This window comes from Streptomyces sp. NPDC014733 (genome assembly GCF_043083385.1).
Classification (GTDB): domain Bacteria; phylum Actinomycetota; class Actinomycetes; order Streptomycetales; family Streptomycetaceae; genus Streptomyces.
Map to the genome: position 1 here is coordinate 150678 of NZ_JBIBYO010000012.1, position 19357 is coordinate 170034.

At 74.3% G+C, this 19357-nt stretch carries 19 protein-coding genes; 9 read left to right on the top strand and 10 right to left on the bottom strand.

Annotation, left to right across the window (positions count from 1 at the left end; genetic code table 11):
* Window positions 1–9 precede the first annotated feature (9 nt).
* Window positions 10–882, bottom strand: coding sequence for a 3-hydroxyacyl-CoA dehydrogenase family protein (locus tag ACF1BH_RS24445; protein ID WP_391645575.1), 873 nt, complete (start codon window positions 880–882; stop codon window positions 10–12).
* Between the two features lie 64 nt (window positions 883–946).
* A complete protein-coding gene (locus ACF1BH_RS24450; RefSeq protein WP_391645577.1) occupies window positions 947–2170 on the bottom strand; it encodes a thiolase family protein in 1224 nt (407 codons plus the stop codon).
* A gap of 288 nt (window positions 2171–2458) precedes the next feature.
* Between ACF1BH_RS24450 and paaI the strand changes: the two genes are divergently transcribed.
* Both paaI and paaK read left to right on the top strand, forming a co-directional pair.
* Window positions 2459–2848 carry a hydroxyphenylacetyl-CoA thioesterase PaaI gene (paaI, locus tag ACF1BH_RS24455; RefSeq protein WP_391645716.1) on the top strand — a complete coding sequence of 130 codons (390 nt, stop codon included), beginning with the start codon at window positions 2459–2461 and terminating at the stop codon, window positions 2846–2848.
* Entirely contained in the window at window positions 2845–4197 is a 1353-nt protein-coding gene (paaK, locus tag ACF1BH_RS24460; protein WP_391645579.1) for a phenylacetate--CoA ligase PaaK, read from the top strand. Before paaI ends, paaK begins: the two co-directional genes overlap by 4 nt.
* Window positions 4198–4360: 163 nt before the next feature.
* On the opposite strand, the gene ACF1BH_RS24465 is transcribed toward paaK, so the two are convergent.
* Together ACF1BH_RS24465 and ACF1BH_RS24470 are read right to left on the bottom strand one after the other, a co-directional pair.
* Window positions 4361–5887, bottom strand: a complete 1527-nt coding sequence (locus ACF1BH_RS24465; protein ID WP_391645581.1) for a GMC family oxidoreductase — start codon at window positions 5885–5887, stop codon at window positions 4361–4363.
* 214 nt (window positions 5888–6101) lie between these two features.
* Window positions 6102–6398 carry a hypothetical protein gene (locus ACF1BH_RS24470; protein WP_391645583.1) on the bottom strand — a complete coding sequence of 99 codons (297 nt, stop codon included), beginning with the start codon at window positions 6396–6398 and terminating at the stop codon, window positions 6102–6104.
* A 174-nt stretch (window positions 6399–6572) separates the two neighbouring features.
* Between ACF1BH_RS24470 and ACF1BH_RS24475 the strand changes: the two genes are divergently transcribed.
* On the top strand, window positions 6573–7031 hold the full coding sequence (locus tag ACF1BH_RS24475; protein ID WP_391645585.1) for a hypothetical protein: 459 nt from the start codon (window positions 6573–6575) through the stop codon (window positions 7029–7031).
* A 32-nt stretch (window positions 7032–7063) separates the two neighbouring features.
* On the opposite strand, the gene ACF1BH_RS24480 is transcribed toward ACF1BH_RS24475, so the two are convergent.
* The 5 genes from ACF1BH_RS24480 to ACF1BH_RS24500 all read right to left on the bottom strand — a co-directional run bounded on the left by ACF1BH_RS24480 (window position 7064) and on the right by ACF1BH_RS24500 (window position 13274).
* A complete protein-coding gene (locus tag ACF1BH_RS24480) occupies window positions 7064–7486 on the bottom strand; it encodes a hypothetical protein (protein WP_391645587.1) in 423 nt (140 codons plus the stop codon).
* 330 nt (window positions 7487–7816) lie between these two features.
* A complete protein-coding gene (locus ACF1BH_RS24485; protein ID WP_391645589.1) occupies window positions 7817–8032 on the bottom strand; it encodes a cold-shock protein in 216 nt (71 codons plus the stop codon).
* A 326-nt stretch (window positions 8033–8358) separates the two neighbouring features.
* On the bottom strand, window positions 8359–10926 hold the full coding sequence (locus ACF1BH_RS24490) for an MFS transporter (protein WP_391645591.1): 2568 nt from the start codon (window positions 10924–10926) through the stop codon (window positions 8359–8361).
* Window positions 10923–11474, bottom strand: coding sequence for a MarR family winged helix-turn-helix transcriptional regulator (locus tag ACF1BH_RS24495; protein WP_391645593.1), 552 nt, complete (start codon window positions 11472–11474; stop codon window positions 10923–10925). The genes ACF1BH_RS24490 and ACF1BH_RS24495 overlap by 4 nt, the downstream gene beginning before the upstream one ends.
* 402 nt (window positions 11475–11876) lie before the next feature.
* The gene (locus ACF1BH_RS24500; protein WP_391645595.1) at window positions 11877–13274 is read right to left on the bottom strand and encodes a pyridoxal phosphate-dependent decarboxylase family protein; all 1398 of its coding nucleotides are present in this window, start codon (window positions 13272–13274) and stop codon (window positions 11877–11879) included.
* 163 nt (window positions 13275–13437) lie between these two features.
* Between ACF1BH_RS24500 and ACF1BH_RS24505 the strand changes: the two genes are divergently transcribed.
* The 5 genes from ACF1BH_RS24505 to ACF1BH_RS24525 all read left to right on the top strand — a co-directional run bounded on the left by ACF1BH_RS24505 (window position 13438) and on the right by ACF1BH_RS24525 (window position 17945).
* Window positions 13438–13794, top strand: a complete 357-nt coding sequence (locus tag ACF1BH_RS24505; RefSeq protein ID WP_391645597.1) for an MmcQ/YjbR family DNA-binding protein — start codon at window positions 13438–13440, stop codon at window positions 13792–13794.
* Window positions 13795–13984: 190 nt separating this feature from the next.
* Window positions 13985–14599, top strand: coding sequence for a hypothetical protein (locus ACF1BH_RS24510; protein WP_391645599.1), 615 nt, complete (start codon window positions 13985–13987; stop codon window positions 14597–14599).
* 66 nt (window positions 14600–14665) lie between these two features.
* Entirely contained in the window at window positions 14666–15370 is a 705-nt protein-coding gene (locus ACF1BH_RS24515; protein WP_391645601.1) for a ribonuclease H, read from the top strand.
* Window positions 15371–15605: 235 nt separating this feature from the next.
* On the top strand, window positions 15606–16160 hold the full coding sequence (locus tag ACF1BH_RS24520; protein WP_391645603.1) for a hypothetical protein: 555 nt from the start codon (window positions 15606–15608) through the stop codon (window positions 16158–16160).
* Between the two features lie 276 nt (window positions 16161–16436).
* On the top strand, window positions 16437–17945 hold the full coding sequence (locus ACF1BH_RS24525; RefSeq protein ID WP_391645605.1) for a hypothetical protein: 1509 nt from the start codon (window positions 16437–16439) through the stop codon (window positions 17943–17945).
* Window positions 17946–18143: 198 nt separating this feature from the next.
* On the opposite strand, the gene ACF1BH_RS24530 is transcribed toward ACF1BH_RS24525, so the two are convergent.
* Complete coding sequence (locus tag ACF1BH_RS24530) at window positions 18144–18566, bottom strand: DUF4345 domain-containing protein (protein ID WP_391645607.1); 423 nt, start codon at window positions 18564–18566, stop codon at window positions 18144–18146.
* A 148-nt stretch (window positions 18567–18714) separates the two neighbouring features.
* On the opposite strand from ACF1BH_RS24530, the gene ACF1BH_RS24535 reads away from it, so the two are divergent.
* Window positions 18715–19320 carry a TetR/AcrR family transcriptional regulator gene (locus ACF1BH_RS24535; RefSeq protein WP_391645609.1) on the top strand — a complete coding sequence of 202 codons (606 nt, stop codon included), beginning with the start codon at window positions 18715–18717 and terminating at the stop codon, window positions 19318–19320.
* Window positions 19321–19357: the final 37 nt, after the last annotated feature.

Below are 19357 nucleotides of genomic sequence, written 5' to 3' on the forward strand. Positions count from 1 at the left end.
GGCCGCCCCTCACTCCCAGCTGTAGAACCCCTGGCCCGACTTCCGCCCCAGCTCGCCCCGCGCCACCTTGGCGCGCAGCAGTTCCGGCGGGGCGAAACGGTCGCCGAGCGTGGCGTGCAGATGCTCGGCGATGGCCAGCCGGACATCCAGCCCGACCAGGTCCGTCAGGCGCAGCGGCCCCATCGGGTGGCGGTAGCCGAGCGTCATCGCGTCGTCGATGGCCTCCGGGGCGGCCACGCCCTCCTCCACCATCCGGATCGCCTCCAGGCCCAGCGCCACCCCCAGGCGGCTGCTGGCGAACCCGGGGGAGTCCTTGACCACGACGTCCTTCTTGCCCAGCGCCCGCGTCCAGCCCAGCGCCCGCTCGACCGTCGCGTCCTCGGTGGCCGGGCCGACGACGATCTCCACCAGCGCGGAGGCCGGTACGGGGTTGAAGAAGTGCATGCCCAGGAAGCGGCCGGGACGGTCGAGCGCCGCCGCCAGCTCGGTGACCGGCAGGGAGGAGGTGTTGGTGGCCAGCACCGTCCCCGCGCCGACCGCCCGCTCCGCGGCGGCCAGCACCTCGGCCTTCAGCCGCGCGTCCTCCGGCACCGCCTCGACGACCAGCGCGACCTCCGGCGGCAGCGCCCCGACCGACTCCACGGTGGCCACCCGGCCGAGCACCTCCTCGACCGGCTCCGCGAGCTTGCCGCGCTCGGCGGCGCGCCGCAGCCCCGTGGCGACCCGCTCCACGGCGGCGGCCGCCGACCGTTCGCCGCTCTCCACGACCGTCACCGATGCCCCGACGGCCGCGAACGACTGCGCGATCCCCGCGCCCATCCGGCCGCCGCCGATCACCCCGACGACGTCCGGCGCCGATGCCTCGGCAGATGTGCTGGTCATACTCGTCTCCTCTGCTCCGCGCCCTGTGCCGCCCGGCCCTCCCCGGGGCCTGTCCGTACGCCGCTCACACCCGCTCCACGAGCATCGCCACGCCCTGGCCCACGCCCACGCACAGCGTGGCGAGTCCGCGCCGGGCGTCCTCCCGCTCCAGCCGCCCCAGCAGCGTCAGCAGGATCCGGGCGCCCGAGCACCCCAGCGGATGCCCCAGCGCCAGCGCCCCGCCGTCCGCGTTGACCCGCGCCTCGTCCAGCTCCAGCCGCCGGATCACCGCCAGCGCCTGCGCGGCGAACGCCTCGTTCAGCTCGACCGCGTCCAGCTGTGCCGTCCGCCAGCCGGCCCGGGCCAGCGCCTTCTCGGTGGCGGGCACCGGGCCGAGCCCCATCAGCTGCGGCGCCACCCCGGCCGCCGCCGAGGTGACGATCCGGGCGCGCGGCGTCAGTCCGTACCGCTCGACGGCGGCGGCGCCCGCCACCACCAGCGCGGCCGCGCCGTCCGAGAGCGGCGAGGCGGACCCCGCCGTCACCACACCCCCGGCGCGGAAGAGCGGACGCAGCGCCGCGAGCTTCTCCGCCGTCGTCGACGGACGCGGCCCCTCGTCCCGCGTCACCACGCCGTCCGCCGTCTCCACCGGCACGATCTCCCGGTCGAAGCGGCCCGCCTCCTGGGCGGCGACGGCCCGCCGGTGGCTGCGCAGGGCGAACGCGTCGGACGCGGCGCGGCCGACGGCGTCGAGCGCCGCGACCTCCTCCGCCGTCTCGCCCATCGACAGCGTCACCCGCACCTCCTCGGGCCCCGCGTCCGCGGCCACCGCGCGATCGGCCGCCGCGAAGCGCGGGTTGGTGAACCGCCAGCCCAGGGAGGTGTCCCGGATCTCGCCGGGCTTCGCCCACGGCGTGCCCGGCTTCTCCATGACCCAAGGGGCGCGGGTCATCGACTCCACGCCGCCCGCCACGACCAGGTCGGCCTCGCCCGCCCGCACCGCCTGGGCGGCGGAGGCGACCGCGGTCAGCCCCGAGGCGCACAGCCGGTTGACCGTATGGCCCGGCACCGTGTCCGGCAGACCGGCCAGCAGCACGGCCATCCGCGCCACATTGCGGTTGTCCTCGCCCGCCTGATTGGCGGCGCCGAGGATCACCTCGTCCACCGCCTCGCCCGGTATCCCCGCGCGCCGCACCGCCTCGCCGACCACCAGGGCCGCGAGATCGTCCGGCCGCACGGAGGCCAGTGCGCCGCCGAAGCGGCCCTGCGGGGTGCGGGCGCCGTCGATGAGATAGACCTCGTCAGCCACGGCCGGCCTCCTTAGCGCAGCGGGCGCCGCCCGGGAGGCGCGCCGCCCCCGGCACGCGGGGCGCGGCGGTCACGGCCGGCCCCTGCGGCGGCCTGCGGCGGGCGGGGGAGCCGGGGCTTCCCGGGGCGTACTGGGGCATGCGTTCCACCTCTTGACAGGCAGTGCTGATGCTTGATTACTTGACTGGGCCGCACGCTAACCGAATGTTCGGTCGGTGCACAAGATGCGGAGAGGAGCTGTGGACAGGTGAGGCAGACCGCTGATGCCACCCCCGGCCCGGTCGAGCGCATGCTCGCCGCGGACCAGGCGTCCCGCGCCATGGGGATCGAGTTGCTGACGCACGGCGAAGGACACGCCCTGCTGCGGATGACGGTGACCGCGACGATGGTCAACGGCCACGGCACCGCACACGGAGGCTGCCTCTTCCTGCTCGCCGACACCGCGTTCGCCTGCGCCTGCAACAGCCACGGCCCGGTCACCGTCGCGGCCGCCGCCGACATCGACTTCATCGCCCCCGCGCACGAAGGCGACGTCCTGCACGCGACCGCGGTCGAACGCACCCGCTTCGGGCGCAGCGGCCTCTACGACGTGACCATCCGCCGTGCCGACGAGGTGATCGCGGAATTCCGCGGCCGCAGCCGCAGCATCCGCAGAACGACGACGAAGGAGCCGCGATGAGCAGCGAACCGACGGGCCGGGCCGGCGACGGCCCCCGTCTCGGGGAGCCCCTGCCGGACGCCCTGCTGGACGACGGTGAGCGGATGACCCGCGAGGAGCTGCGCGCCGTCCAGCTCCGACGGCTGCGCGCGACGCTGCGCCATGCGTACGACAACGTCGAGCTGTACCGCACCAAGTTCGACCGCGCCGGGGTCCGTCCCGAGGACTGCCGCACCCTGGAGGACCTGACCCGCTTCCCCTTCACCACCAAGGCGGACCTGCGGGACACCTACCCCTTCGGGATGTTCGCCGTCCCGATGGACCGGGTACGCCGGGTCCACGCCTCCAGCGGCACCACCGGCCGCCCCACCGTGGTGGGCTACACCGACAACGACCTCTCCATGTGGGCCGATGTCGTCGCCCGCTCGCTGCGCGCCGCGGGGGCCCGCCCCGGCGACAAGGTGCACATCTCCTACGGATACGGCCTGTTCACCGGCGGCCTCGGCGCCCACTACGGCGCCGAGCGGGCCGGCTGTACCGTCATCCCGGCGTCCGGCGGGATGACCGCCCGCCAGGTGCAGATCATCCAGGACTTCCGCCCCGAGATCATCATGGTCACGCCGTCCTACCTGCTCACCCTCCTCGACGAGTTCGAGCGGCAGGGCATCGATCCGCGCACCACCTCGCTGCGGATCGGCGTCTTCGGCGCCGAGCCGTGGACGGAGGGGATGCGGCGCGAGATCGAGGAACGGATGGACCTCCACGCCGTCGACATCTACGGCCTCTCCGAGGTCTGCGGCCCCGGCATCGCCCAGGAGTGCGTCGACACCAAGGACGGCCTGCACGTCTGGGAGGACCACTTCTACCCCGAGATCGTCGACCCGGTCACCGGCGACCCGGTGCCCGACGGCGGCGACGGCGAGCTGACCTTCACCTCCCTGACCAAGGAGGCGCTGCCGGTCATCCGCTACCGCACCCACGACCTGACCCGCCTGCTGCCCGGCACCGCCCGCCCGGCGTTCCGCCGCATCGAGAAGATCACCGGCCGCTGCGACGACATGATCATCCTGCGTGGGGTCAACGTCTTCCCCAGCCAGATCGAGGAGATCGTCCTCGCCGCCCCGGGCGTCGCCCCGCACTTCCAGATACGGCTGAGCCGCCGCGGCCGGATGGACCACATGGCCGTCCTCGTCGAGGCCCGGCCGGACACCGCCCCCGAGGCGCGCGCCGCGGCCGCCGCGCGGATCGCCAAGGGCGTCAAGGACGGGGTGGGCGTCACGGTCGAGGTGACGATCGTCGACCCGGAGACCCTGGAACGCTCGGTCGGCAAGATCCGCCGCATCAAGGATCTCCGGGACCACGCGGGCTGAGCCCCGCCCGCCCGTCACCGTGCCGCCACGGTGCCGGGCGGGCGCACCGGAGCGCCGTACGGGCCGGTCCGGCCCGCCGCGACGCACCGGACCCGCACCTCCCCGGCGGGCCCGGCACCGCCCACGCCCGGCGGACCGGACCGCGCGGCCCCGGACCGCCGCCTCAGCCCGCGTCCGCGAGGATCATCTCCGCCGCCTTCTCGCCGACCATGATCGTCGGGGCGTTGGTGTTCCCGGACGGCACCGACGGCATCACCGACGCGTCCGCCACCCGCAGCCCCTCCACGCCGTACACCCGCAGCGACGGATCGACCACCGCCACCGCGCCCTGCCCCATCCGGCAGGTGCCCACCTGGTGGTGGTACGTCCCCACCGCCCGCCGCACATAGGCCCGCAGGTCGTCCCGGGTACGCGCCCGCGGCCCCGGCGCCACCTCCGCCTTGCGCCACACGTCGAAGGCCCGCTGGCCGCCGATCTCCCGGCTCAGCTCCACCGCGTCGACCAGCGCCTCCAGGTCGTACGGATCGTCCAGGACGTTCGGGTCGATCAGCGGCGCCGCCTCGGGATCCGCGGAGGCCGGCCGCAGCGTGCCGCGCGACCGGGGCCGGACCAGCCCCGGCGCGATGGTGTAGCCGTGCTCGGGCACCGGATAGGACTCCGCCGGATACACCAGGTGCATGAAGAGCGGCTGGAGGTCGGGCCCGGGCAGCTTCGTGTCGGACGAGGCGAACAGCTGCGCCTCCAGCAGGTTCGCGGTACCGGCCGGCAGCGGCCCGGTGGCCTCGTAGACGTTGCTCACCAGCAGGTGGTCGTGGAGGTTGGCCCCCACGCCCGGCAGGTCCACCACCGTCTCCACCCCGACCGCGCCCAGGACGTCCGCCGGGCCGATGCCGGAGTGCAGCAGCGTCTGCGGCGACCCGAGCACCCCGCCGCAGAGCAGCACCTCCCGCGTGGCGCGCGCCCGGTGCAGCCGCCCGTCGGCCGCGTACTCCACGCCGACGGCCCGGCCCTTCTCCAGCAGCACCCGGTGCACCCGCGCACCGGTCGTCACCGTCAGATCCGGGCTGCCCAGGACGGGCGTGACAAAGCTCTGCCAGGCGCTCATCCGCAGCCCGCCGCGGACCGTGACGTGGTTGTAGCCGACGCCGGTCATCCGGGCGCCGTTGAAGTCGTCGGTGACGGGGTGGCCGAGACCGGTCGCCGCCTCGACGAACGCGGCGGCCGTCGGATGCGGCTCGGTGATCCGGCCGACCGGCAGCGGTCCGCCCGCGCCGTGCCAGGAACCGGCGCCGTCCACATGGTCCTCGGACCGTTTGAACAGCGGCAGCACGCTGTCCCAGTCCCACCCCGGGCAGCCGTCGGCGGCCCAGCCGTCGTAGTCGCTGCGGTGTCCGCGCATGTAGATCATGCCGTTGAGGGAGCTGGAACCGCCGAGCACCTTCCCGCGCGGCCAGGCCAACCTCCGGTTGTTGGCGTGCCGTTGCGGGACGGACACGGCCGCCCAGTCCAGCGCGGACCCGAGCAGCGCGGGCCACCCCTGCGGGCTGTGCACCAGCGGGTCGTCGTCCGGCGGACCGGCCTCCAGCACCTGCACGGAGTACCCCTGGTCCAGCAGTCTGCGGGTCAGCACACTCCCGGCCGAACCGGCTCCCACCACAAGGAAGTCGTGCTCCGTACGCGTCTGTGCCATGGCAGCCCTCTCTCGTCCCGCGACCGGCCCGACGGGCCCGGAGTCGTCGCTCCCCAGGGACGGTAGGGCCCGCGCACGCCCCACGGGGACGGAACGCCGAGGACGGCCGGGAACGGAGGCGGGACGGGCCGCGTGAGGCGGGAACCGGGCGGGGCGGGTGGGAACCGCCGCCCCCTCGGGCGCGCCGGGCCGCCCGGCCGGACCGGCGCGGAGGCTACTGCTGCCGTTCGAAGAGCCGCTGCAGTTCCCGCTCCGCGTCCTCGCCGCTGCGTACCGCCTCCACCACCGCCTGGTGGAAGCTGCGGCTGTCCTCCTCCGAGAAGCAGGGGACGGGACTGCCGACCATCGTGAACCAGTCCGCGGAACCGGTGTACTGCACCGTCACATCGGCCTGCTTCTCCGACCAGGTCGTATGGATGGTCACATCGCCGTTGAGGTCCCGCCCCTCCACGGTGTGAACGGTGCCCGGCCGTGCGTGGATGCCGACGGTGGTCCAGGAAGCCCAGGTCATGAATTCCCCCTCCGGTGACGGGGGCACCGGCCGGCGGCCGGGCGCAGTTCCTCAAGTCTGGCACCGGCGGCCGGTCACCGCAGGGCGGCCCGGCGGCCCCAGGGGGACGGCGGCCTTCACTCCGGTGGCCGTACCCGTGCGGACAGCGGCCGGATTCCGGGGCACAGGAGGGGCATGAGCAGTCACTCCGCACCGCACGACGCCGACCGGCCCGGCCCGGACGCCGCCCACCGCAGGCCCGAGGGGGTCACCGACGCCACGGTCCGGGCGCTGGGCACCCTCTCGGAAGCCCTGGAGACCGTCGAACGGGCCCGCGGCCACCTCTACGCCTTCCACCAGCTCACCGGGGGCGCCGACCGCACGGTGGGGGAGAGCGTCCACCAGCTGCGGGCGGCCGGCCACCTCGAACTGGCCGACCTCGTCGAGCGCGAGATCGTCGGGCGGAACGTCCTCCCGGGCCGCTGGACGTTCCAGGTGATCGAGGAGTACAACGCCACCTACTACCGGCCGTTCACCGACATCGAGGCGCGGGTACGCGCCGAACTCGTCGCGGGACGCGAACACCTCAACGAAGCAGAACTCAAGGAGAACCGCCGCACTCACGGCCACCCCGACCACACCGCCGCGCCCTGACGCCACGGCCCCGCACGGCCCGGCGCACGGCGTCAGCCGGCGGCCGGGCCCGATGGACGCCGGCCGATCTGCATACCGGCGCGGCGGCGGTGCACGGTGAGATACGACAGGCCCGCCGGGCCCGCCACCAGGGCGCGCGTGGAGCCGTGCGGCAGCCACACCAGAGCGCCCGCGGCCAGCGGCTCGTCCGGTCCGGCGGACTCCAGGGTGCCGTCCCCCGCCAGGACGAGGAGCAGCACGTCCAGGTCCGGTTCGGTGTGCGCGTCCACGCGCTGCCCGGCCGTCAGACGGACGACGTTGGCGTCGAGCTGGCGCCCGGACTCGGCCAGCTTCCACCGCACCGCGGCACCGTCCGAGGCGTCCGCGGCGAGCGCGCCCACCTCGCACAGCACGCTCGGAACTGGAGATTCCACCCTGCTCACCTTTCCCTGGGCCGTGGGACCGCATTCTTCCATCGGCGGGACCGGTGATCGTGCCGAGGCGGGCGGGTCCGGACGGGGCACGGGGCGCGGCGCGTGCAGCGGGGGAGCGCGCCGTCGACGGTGCGCGGGGTGCCCCGGCGGTGGCGCCGGAATGCGGCGGGCCCGGCGGGACTTCTCCAGCATCTCCGGCGGCGGGGGCCGCTGTCTCCGTTCCCGAAGATGATCTTTGCCGCCGATCGCGCCCGTAGCGTGGTGCCCCCACCGCCACCGTCACACCACGGGCGCGGCCGCCCGACGCGGGCCGCCCCACTCCTCCGGGGAGCAGGGCGGCGACGGGCCCTGGAGGGGGATCCGGGCGGCCTCTCAGGCGTCGACGGTGGTGACCACGATGTTCTCGGCCTGCGGGCCCTTCTGGCCCTCGGTGACGTCGAAGGAGACGGCCTGGCCCTGCCGCAGCTCCCGGAAACCGGTGGCGTTGATGTGGGAGTAATGGGCGAAGACGTCGGGACCACCGCCGTCCTGCTGGATGAAGCCGTACCCCTTCTCCGCGTTGAACCACTTCACGAGGCCGCTCTTCATATGCCCTCCACGGGAACTCGTAAGACCTCCCGCACCGTGCGGGAGGCCGCGACAGACGATGGATGACTGACAAGTGGTGATCTGCCGACCCTGATCCGGAACTCGGAGACCACCCCTCGACGTTACACAGAGAGTGACGTGTTGGCCACAAAGGGTGGGCGTTTTGGGTGGGTTTTGTGAGTGTTGCGTGTCGCTGGATGGGTACGGAGCGTGAGGGGGTGCCGGAGGGGCGCCGCCGTGCGCCACGGTCCGGGCGCCGGGCCGCGGACAGGAGCGGGCCCGGCCTCATGAGAAGGAGCCGGGCCCGCGGCCTCGTCGGCGACCGGTCAGCCGACCGTGTCGTGACCGAGGTCGATGTCCAACTCGGTGTGTCCGTCGGTGTCCACCCGCAGCGGCGTGGCGACCGGCGGATAGCCGCTGGCGATCACCGTGTAGCTGCCCTGGCCGAGGTCGGTGAAGACGTACGCGCCGTCACCGCCGGTCGTCGCCGTCCCCACGACGTTGCCCGCCGGGTCCAGCAGCGTCACCCGGGCGTCGCCCAGCGGCCCGTGGTGCGCGGACCGCACCGTGCCCCGGATGCGGGCGCCGGGCGTCAGCCGGATCTCGTAGCGGTTGCGGCCGCCGGCCGTGACCTCCACCGGGAGGGCGGCCGGGCGGTGGCCCTCGGCGCTGACCGCGAGGGTGTAGCCGCCCTGCGCCAGCTCCCCGAAGGCGAAGCCGCCGTCCGCACCGGCGATACCGGACGCCACGACCTCACCGCGGACATCCGTGGCGACGACCAGCGCGCCCGGCAGGGGAGCGCTGTCCAGATCCGCGACGACCGCGCCGGAGAGGCCGGCCGCGCCGCCGAGTGCCATGTCGAACCGCACCGGGCCGTCCGCCACCACGACCGTCGCCGCCTGCGGCTGCCGGGCCCCCGCCGAGCCGATCAGCACATACGTCCCGGCGCCCGGCGCGGCCAGCGCGTAGCGGCCGTCGTCCCCGGTGGCGGTCCGGCCCAACTGCCGCCCGCCGACATCGATCAGCGTGACCACGGCCTGCGCCACCGGAGCGCCGTCGCCGTCGTGCACGGCGCCCGTGACACCGGGGCCCGGCAGATCCGCGGGTGCGGTCGGTGCGGGAGCGGCCGGCACCGCCTCCACGGCGGTGGCCTCGGCCGCCGTCGCGGCGCCCTCGCCCGCGCCGGCCACACCGGCGGCGCCGGCGGCCTCCGCGTCGGCCTGGGCGCGTGCCTGCAGACCGGAGATCTGCCGCAGCGGCACCTCCTTGACGAACAGCACCAGCAGGAACGCCACCGCGACGACGATCGCGCCCATCAGGAAGACCGTGTGCATCGAATCGGCGAAGCCACGCTTGAACGGCTCGGCCAGCCGCGGGTCCAGGTGCTGGATGAACGACGAGTCGCTGAGTACGCCGGAGGAGTTCCCGCCGCCCCCGGGCGCCTTGAGCATGTCCAGGACCGGCTTGTTGGCCGGGTCCTGGAGGACCTTCGGGTCGTGCAGCGCCGCCTGGAAGCGTTCGGTGCGCACGGCCGAGCCGAACGCGCCCGCGATCTTGTCGCCGACGGTGCTGAACAGCACCGACAGGAAGATCGCGGTACCGGCGGTGGCGCCCATCTGCCGGAAGAACGTCGACGACGCGGTCGCCACGCCCATGTCCCGCGGCGGCACGGCGTTCTGCACCGCCAGCACCAGCGTCTGCATGCAACCGCCCAGCCCCAGGCCGAAGACGAGCATGTAGATCATGGTCTCCCACAGCGCCGTGTCCCACTGGACCCGGAAGTGGAAGAGCAGCATCGCGGCGACCATCAGCGCCGTACCGACGATCGGGAAGATCTTGTAGCGGCCGGTCTTCGCGGTGATCTGACCGCAGGCGACGGAGGCGATCAGCATGCCCGCCATCAGCGGCAGCATCTCCAGGCCCGAGCGGGTGGGGCTCGCGCCCTTCACGATCTGGAGGTACTGCGGGATCATCAGCATCCCGCCGAACATCCCCATGCCGATCAGCACGGACAGCAGGCTCGTCATGCTGAACGTGCTGTTGCGGAAGAGCCGCATCGGGATCAGCGCGTCGTCCCCGATCCACCGCTCGACGAAGATCCACGCGATGATGCCGAGGCCGCCGATGACATAACAGGCGATCGAGGTGTTCGACCCCCATCCCCACTCCCGGCCCTGTTCGGCGACGAGCAGCAGCGGGACGACGCCGATCGCGATGGTCACCGCACCCCACCAGTCGATCCGGTGGTCGCGCCGGGTGTGCGGGAGGTTGAGGACCTTCGCGACGACGAACAGCGCGATGATGCCGATCGGCACGTTCACCAGGAACACCCAGCGCCAGCCGGTGATCCCCAGCAGCTGCTCTTGGCCGGCCAGCGCACCGCCGATCAGCGGGCCCGCCACGCTGGAGGTGGCGAAGGTGCCCAGCATGTAGCCCTGATAGCGGGCCCGTTCACGGGGCGGGACGACGTCACCGATGATGGCCAGCGCCAGCGACATCAGGCCGCCGGCGCCCAGGCCCTGCACCGCGCGGAACGCCGCGAGTTCGGTCATCGAGGTGGAGAAGGTGCAGGCCACCGAGCCGACGACGAAGACGCTGATCGCCGTCAGGTAGTACGGCTTCCGCCCGTGCAGGTCGGACAGCTTGCCGTACAGCGGAGTCGAGATCGTCGAGGTGATCAGATAGGCGGTGGTCGCCCACGCCTGCTGGCTCAGCCCGTGCAGGTCGTCGGCGATGGTCCGGATCGACGTGCTGACGATCGTCTGGTCGAGCGCCGCCAGGAACATCCCCAGCATGAGACCGCTGAGGATGGTCAATATCTGACGGTGGGTGAGGACACCTGTCCCCGGTATGGCCTTGGCCCCCGCCGTGGGTGGGGAGGTGGATGTGCTCATGCGCTGTGCTCTCCCTGTTGCGCGGCGCTGCCCTGGTCTCCCCCGGAGCACGGTCGCGCGTGTTGGTGTTCCACCAAGTCGTTGTTGAGGCGGCCCAGCAGCCGGATCAGGTCCGCCCGGTCCTGCGGCGTCCATGGCTCCAGCAGCCCGGCCAGTTCGGCGTCGCGCTGACGCCGGTACTGCTCGAAGGTGTCCCGGCCGGACGGGGTGGCGCTCAGCAGGGTGACCCGCCCGTCGTCCGGGTCGGGGCGGCGTTCGACCAGCCCCCGGTCGACCAGCGCCCGCACCTGACGGCTGACCGTCGACAGGTCCAGGAACGCATCGGCTGCCAGGTCGGTCGCCCGTCGGTCGCCGCCGATCACCAGCCGGGCCAGCAGTACGCGGTCGGCGGCGCTCGCGTCGTTCTTCGCGCGCTGTTTCCACGCCGCGATCAGCCGCGTGAACCGCACGATTTCCGACCCCAGCCCGGCGGCGGCCTCGTCCAGCCCGGAGGCCGCGGTGACCCGCTGATCCGTGCGGTCGACAGGGGGGACCGTCCCCTTGTTCATGATGCATCCTTGCGAAAGTGCGTCGGCGCACGTCGGCCGACCCGGCATGTTGCTTGTATCCAGCAAGTCTAGCCTCTCGCGGCGCCCACCGATCACCGTTCGGCCGCCGTGCCGGGCCGAACGCCGTTGTCAGACCCCGGCGTTACGGTCGGGAGCATGACTGAGGAAGCCGCCCGCTACATCACGCTCCGGGCCCCCCACGGCCGCCGCCGGCCGCCGCCCGCGGCTGTGCGCCGACGCGGGGCGCGGCGGACGGGCGGCGCGGGCCCGATGGCACGCCGCGGGGCGGGGGTCCGCCGGTCCGCAGGCCCCCGCCCCGTCACATGGCTCCGTCCGGCCGGGCGCCTCCTCCCGGCCGGACGTCCCCTCCCTGGCGCTCGCACCGGCCCGGGGGCCGGGGGCTCACGCCTCCTGGGCCGTCACCTTCCGCGCCCCCGCCTCCAGCGCCGCCGCGATCCGGGCCACATCCGCCTCGCCGGTACGCCAGTTGCTGAACGCCGCCCGCAGCGCGGGAACGCCGTCGTACACCGTCGGGGTCAGGAACGCCTCGGTGGAGACCGCGTCCGCGAGTGCGCGCAGCGACTGCTCCGTCGGTTCACCGGCCAGCGTGAAGCAGACGACGTTCAGCCGCACCGGCGCCAGCAACCGCAGCTCCGGCGCCGCCTCCACCGCCCGCCCCAGGGCCCGGGCCCCGGTCACGCACCGCTCGACGATCTCCCGGTACCCCTCCCGCCCGTAGGCCCGCAGCGTGAACCACGCGGCGAGCGCCCGCAGCCGGTGCGAGTTCTCCGGCGTCAGATGGACGAGGTCCGGCTGCGCGCCAAGCGGCCCCAGGTACGCCGCGGCGCTGCGGAACACCTCCGCCTGCAGATCCGGCCGCCGGGTGAACTGCACCGCGCTGTCGTACGGCACATTGAGCCACTTGTGCAGGTCCACGCAGATCGAGTCCGCCAGATCCAGCCCGGCCACCAGATGCGCCGATGCGGGGGAGAGCGCGGCGAACGCACCGAACGCGGCGTCGACGTGCAGCCAGAAGCCGTAGCGGTCACGCAGCGCGGCGATGGCCGTCAGGTCGTCGAAGTCGACGGTGTTGACGGTCCCGGCGTTCGCCACGACGACGCACGGTCCGTCGTGTGCCGCCAACTCCCGCTCCAGCGCCGCGAGATCGACGGCCTCGCGCCCCGGCAGCGTGCCCACCGCCACCAACGCGTCGTGCCCGAGCCCCAGCACCGACAGCCCCTTGGTCACGCTCGCGTGCGCGGCCCCCGACAGCACCCGTACGGGGCCGAGCGCCGCCACACCGCTGCGCGCCGGGGAGACGCCGCGCCGCTCGCCGAGCCATTCGCGGGCCACGGCGAGGCCGACGGTGTTCGACATCGTCGCCCCGCTCACGAACGTCCCCGCGTGCGCGTCCGACAGACCGAACAGCTCCCGCAGCCAGGCCACGGTCCGCCGCTCCAGCACCTGACCCGTGCCGTCCAGCGAGGTGTTGGAGTTCTGGTCGGCGGTGGCGGTCAGCCAGTCGCCGGCCAGCGCCGCGGGCGTCGCCCCGCCCGTCACGAACCCGAGGTACCGAGGCCCCGCGCTCCCCGACAGGCCGGGCTCCCAGTCGGCGCCGAACTCCGCCAGCGCCTCCCGCAGCCCCGCCCCGGACTCCGGCAGCGGGACCTCCGGCGGTGGCTGCCAGGCCGGGATCACCGGCCGCTCGGCCACGCCGTCCAGGAAGGTCACGGCACGTTCCCGCGCCGCCTCCAGCAGGGCGGGCAGGTCGGCGAGGTCGTCGGCGAGACGAGGGTGCATGGGGTCTCCATTCTTCGGTTCGCCGTCACGCTAGGCCGGTGCGCGCAGACGCGGCCCGGTCCACCTGCGCACAACTGGACCGATTCCGGGGCCCGTACGCCCCCCGCGCGGGCGGCGGCCTCCCGTCGTGCGGACCCCCGCACCGTCCTCGTAACCTCGGGGCATGACCGATGCCCCGCCCCCGCCCGACTCCGACGACGTACGCCGTATCGCGCTCTCGTTCCCCGGGACGGAGGAGCGGTTGGCGTGGGGGATGCCGACCTTCCGGGTCGCCGGGAAGATGTTTGTCACCGTTCCCGACGACGAGACGTCGTTCGCCGTCCGCTGCCCGATGCACGAGCGCGCGGAGCTGATCGCGGCGGAGCCGGAGAAGTTCTGGGTCCCGCCGCACGAGGCCGGCTCGAACTGGGTGCGCGTCCGGCTCGCCGCCCTGGACGACGAGACGGAACTCCGCGACATCCTGGCCGACTCCTGGCAACAGGCCGCACCACCCCGTCTGTTGGAGGGCTTCCGCCCCTGACGGACGCCGCTCCGGGCAGGCCCGGCCGGTGTCGGTGTCGGCTTCGGTGTCGGTGGCGGTACGGCCGGGCGGCCCGCGCGGTGGCTCCGCGCCACCGGCCCGTACGCGCCGGCGGCGGGCCACCGGCCGTGGCCGGACCTGTCCGCCGGTCCCCGCGGCGACGGACGGCGTGGCCGCATAGGCTCGGCGCATGCCCGTTCCGGAAGCCGCCGCCCGCCGCGACCGTGCCGCCCGCCGCCGTGCCGCCGCCCTCGGCATCCTCGGCACGCTCGGCCTGGCCGACCGCTGGCGGCCCCTCGGGCGGCCGGTGGTGGTCGGGTCGGTGGCGCTGGACCTCGTCGTCGAACCGGACATCGACCTGGAGATCTACTCCCCGGCCCCGTCCGCCGCCCAGGGCTTCGCCGCCCTCGTGCCCTGCACCGAGCTGCCGGGCGTCCGCCGGTTGCGGTTCACCAACGCCCTCGACCTGCCCGACCAGGGGCTGTACTGGCGCCTGGACTACGAGACGGAGTCCGGCGGCACCTGGCGGATCGACATGTGGTGGCTGGCCGACGACCACCCGGGCCCCCGGGCCGCCGATCTGGTCGGGCCGCTGCGCGCGGCGCTGACCGAGGAGATGCGGGACGCGATCCTCACGATCAAGGAGGCGGCGGCAGCCGAGGGCGAGCCGCTGCCGGGCGTCTGGGGCTACCGTGCGGTCGTCGCCGACGGGGTGCGCGGCTATCCCGCCTTCACCGCCTGGCGTGCCCGCACCGCCACCGACCGGTTGACGTCCTGGCGTCCCGCCACCGGCCCGGCGCGCTGAGTCACGGCGGACGCCCGGCACGGGGCCGTGGCGTCCGGCACCCCGTCGGCCTGGGATGATCGGGGTATGGCTGAACGCGTAATCGCCGCGTGTGACGGGGCGTCGAAGGGAAATCCGGGACCGGCGGGCTGGGCCTGGGTCATCGCCGACGAGGCCGGCGACCCGGCCGTCTGGGAGGCGGGACCGCTGGGCACGGCGACCAACAACGTCGCCGAGCTGACCGCGCTGGAGCGGCTGCTGACCCACGCCGACCCGCGGATCCCGCTGGAAATCCGGATGGACTCGCAGTACGCGATGAAGGCGGTCACGACCTGGCTGCCCGGCTGGAAGCGCAAGGGCTGGAAGACCGCCGCGGGCAAGCCGGTCGCCAACCAGGAGCTGGTGGTGCGCATCGACGCGCTGCTGACCGACCGCGACGTCACGTTCCGGTACGTCCCCGCGCACCAGGTGGACGGCGACCGGCTCAACGACTTCGCCGACCGCGCCGCGAGCCGCGCCGCGGTCGACCAGGAGCCCGCGGGCAGCGCCGAGGGCTCCCCGGAGCCACCGCCCTCCTCGCCCACCGCCGCCCGCGCCAAGCCGGTCCGCCGCAGCGGTGGTGCCGCCACCCGCCCGCGCGGCTCCGGGGGCGGCTCGTCTCGGACGCTGAAGGCGAAGTTCCCCGGCCGCTGCCGCTGCGGCCGCTCGTACGCCGCGGGCGAATCCATTGCCAAGAACCCGGACGGCTGGGGCCACCCGGACTGCCGCACCTCCGCGGACGGGGCGGCGTAGCGGACCCCACCGAAGACCATGAGCCGAGGGCCGAGGGCCGAGGGCCGAGGGCCGGTGACGGGGTGCTTCGCGTCCGTCGCGTGCCCCGGGCCCTCGGCCGTACCGGGCGGCGACGGCGACCGCGACTGCGGCGGGACGTAGCGGGTGCCGGCGCTCCGGCCCTCGGCCGTACCGGGGTGGCGTCGCGGAGAAATCCGCCTGCGCCGGCCCGCCGGTACGTGGCAGGGTGCCCGCCATGGATACGGCAGAGGTACTGCTCATCGGCGGGCGCGCAGGCGTGGGGAAGACCACGGTGGGCTGGGAGGTCTCCGCGCAGCTGCGGGCCGCGGCCGTCCGGCACTGCGTCATCGACGGCGACTACCTGGGGCAGGCCCACCCCGCGCCGGACGGCGATCCGCACCGCGCCGCGCTCACCACGCGCAACCTCGCGGCCGTCTGGTCGAACTACGCCGACCTGGGTTACCGCCGCCTGATCTACACCAACACCGTCAGTGTGCTGCCGGAGAGCGCCGCGATGTTCCGGCACGCCATGGGCGACGACGTCCGGCTGGTACGGGTACTGCTCACCGCCACGGACACCACGGCCGGGGAGCGGCTGACCGCGCGGGAGATCGGCTCGGAGCTGGCCGCCGAACTGGCGGGCAGCGCCCGTAAGGCACGCCTCCTGGACGCGCGGGCGCCCGAGGACACGGTGCGGCTGGCGACGGACGGCCGCACCGTGGTCTCTCTCGCGCAGGAGGTCGTGGGGGCGACGGGATGGGGGGAGCCGTCCGCCGTACGTCCGGGCTGACCGGGGCGGCGGCACCCGGCGGGCCCGCCGCCCCGGTCAGCCCGGACGCCCGCACCTCATGACCCGCCGTGTGCGCCGGCTCCGGCGCCCACCTGCCCTCCGCGAGCCGTCCGCGTGCGCCCCCGCGCCGGTCCCGATCCCGCCAAGAGGGGCGCGATCACGTCGTTGACCAGCGCAGTTACCCGGATCCGCCCTCGCCCCGGGCGGGCGTCCAGGAGAGTACGGAGGGAGAGCAACCGCGTACACCGCGTAAGAAGAGGCGAGGAGGGCTTGGCCTTGAGGGGCGGAGACATCACCCAGGCGTTGACCATGCTGCACACCACGGTCGTGCACACCGGGAACGACGTGCGGGACACCCTGGGCAAGGGGGTGGAGCGTCTGGCGAACGGACGGGAGCTTGCGCACCAGGAGGTGCTGGCCAAGCTGGACGGCGTGGCGCAGGGGGAGGCCACGCAGAAGGCGCTGTCCGGTGTGCGTGAGGAACTGCGCACCGTCGGACGGAGCATCGGCTCCCTGAAGGCGAAGGTCGAGGGGGCGGACCCGTCCCCGAAGGCCGATGTGCGGGGGGAGGTGACGGCCGCCCTCGGCTCGTTGGGGGAGGACGTGAAGAGTCTGACGGTTCTGCTCGGCGACCTCCGCGAGGAGTTGGTGAAGCTGCGGGCGGCCGAGCCGGGACGGGCCGCGCAGGCCGTTCGGCCGGAGAGCGCCGAAGGGCGGGCCGCCGATCCGGGCGCCGGGGACGCCGGACGCGCCGAGGCCGGCGCGGGTGCCGGGTGTCCGAACGCCGGTCAGGGGCCCGCCGATCGTCCCGGTGAACGGGTGGCCGTCTCCGTGCCGGTTCCCGGGAAGGAGACCGCATCCGCGGCGGCTCCGGAGCCGCCCGCGCCGGGCCAGGGGCAGCCCCCGTCCGTCGCGGCCTCCGCCTCGCCCCTGCCCGCCGCGGCCGCCCTTCCGGAAGCTGCCCTGATTCCGTCCCCGCGGACCGCTCTCGCCGAGGCGCTGAAGGAAGCGGTGGCGCCCTTGCAGGACGAGCTGGCCCGCGCGCGCAACGAGCGGCAGGAACGGCAAGGGCAACTGGAGCGGCAGGGGCAGCAGGATCGCCGGGAGCGCCGCGATGTGGGAGAACTCGCCCGGAAATACGGAGAGTTGGTGGGCGAGGTGGCTTCCCTGCGGCAGGTCGTGGCCGATTTCGCCGCGGGTGCGGAGGGGGCGGCGGCGTCATCCGAGGGCGCACCGGAACCGGTCGTGACCCCGGTGGCCGGCGGGGAGGGTGCCGCCCTCGCTCCCGTCGACGGCACGGCCCACCGCCGCCTGCTGCTCCAGGCGGCGCGGGTGTCGTCGGCCGTGCTCGTCTGTCACCGCGATGTATGGGAGTTCGTGTCCGCCACTGCCGGGCGGCACCGGCATTTCCGGATGCCGCCGGAGGTCGTCGACGAGGGGGCGGGGCGGCTGTCGGCCGCGCTGTCCGGGCGGTCCCTGATCGCGATCCTGATCAGCCTGCACCGGATCCGGGCCGCCGAGGACGACGGTGACGGGGACCTGCCGCTCGCCACGGCGCTCTACCTCCGCATCGAACAGGCCCTGACCGCCCTCGCGTCCGACGGGGCGCCGCTGACCATCGTCCTCGACGACCGTGCCGCCCCCGACCTGCGGGAAGCGGCCGCGAACGGCGCACGGCACCGGCGCGACCCGGACGGTGCGGAGGTCCGCCTGACCCCGGGAACGGGCAGCAGCCGCGAGCCGTCCCGGTCGCCGGAGGACGACGGCGAGGCCCTGGCCGGCTGACCCGGGGAGGCGCCCCGCACGCCGGGGCCGGCGCCCGGCGAGGGCGCCGGCCCCGGCCCCATCGGGGGGCGGGTGCAGGGCCCGGCCTCTTCCGGTGCGGGCGCAGGGCCCGCGCCGCCACCCGGCTCCGCGCCCGGCTCGTCCCTCCCCGCGCCGCCACCCGGGCCCGCGAGCCGGGTGCCCGGTCACTCTCTCCCGTCAGGCGTCCGCCCCGGCGGTCTCCGTCCCCGTCGGCAGTGTCGCTTTCTCCTCCGCGTCCGCGAGCAGGAACAGCACGGGGGAGAGGGCCAGTTCGAGGCAGCCGAGCGCCGTCTGGAACCAGTGCGGCCACCCGGCCACGGCGAGCGAGAGCATCCGGCCGAGCGCGCCCAGCAGGAACACGCCGGTCAGCAGGCGGACCGTGGAGGCCGGGATGGGCGTCTGCCGGGTCGCCCGCAGCCAGGCCAGGCCGTACCCGGTGAAGATCGCGCCGAGGAAGCGGCCGAGGCTGTCGATCGTCGCACCCGCGTGGGTGGCGCCCGGGATCGCGGCGTTCCCGCCCAGGAGGTGGAAGAGGCCGATCGCCGCGCAGCCGTACCCCATCGCCAGGGCCAGCCGACGTAGTGCCTTCGCCCGGGTCATGTTCCACCCTCTCCTCCGTCGAGGCGGAACCGGTGCCCGCGGTCGGCGCCTGGCATCCGCGCGCCGTCACGGTCGGCCGGGTCCGCTTGGTAGACACGTGTCCATCAGCGTCGCCCCTTACTGGACACATGTCAAGTAAGGTGGGTTCATGCCACCCCGTCAGCGCCTCAGCCCCGCCGAGCGCCGTGCCCAACTCCTCGCCGTCGCGGCCCAGCTCTTCGCCGCGCAGCCGTACGACGAGGTGCGGATGGAGGACGTAGCCGCGCGGGCGGGCGTCTCCCGCGCCCTGCTCTACCAGCACTTTCCCGGTAAGCGTGACCTCTTCGCGGCGCTCTACCGGCAGGCCGCCGGGCAGCTGCTCGCCCGGTCGCGGGTCGATCCCGCCGACACGCTCGTGGAGCAGCTGACCGAGGGGCTGGACGCCCACATCGCGTACTTCGCGGAGAACCGCAACACCGTGCTGGCGGCCAACCGGGTCCTCGCCGGGGACCGGCTGATCCAGACGATCATCGCCGACGAACTCGACGCGCTGCGCGAGCGGTTGCTCGCCGTCCTGCCGTACGCCGAGGGCAGGAGGGAGGCCGTGTCGGGGGTGCTCAAGAGCTGGCTGGTCTTCGTCCAGGTGCTCTGCGTCGACTGGCTCACCGAGGAGAGCTGCACCCGTACCGAACTGCGCGATGTGTGCATCGGTGCGGTCCTGGGCGGGCTGCGTCCGCTGCTCGACGAGGACCCCGCGCCGGAGTGGCCCCGCTGACGCGTGACCCGTGTGCCGGACGGGACGGATGAAGCGC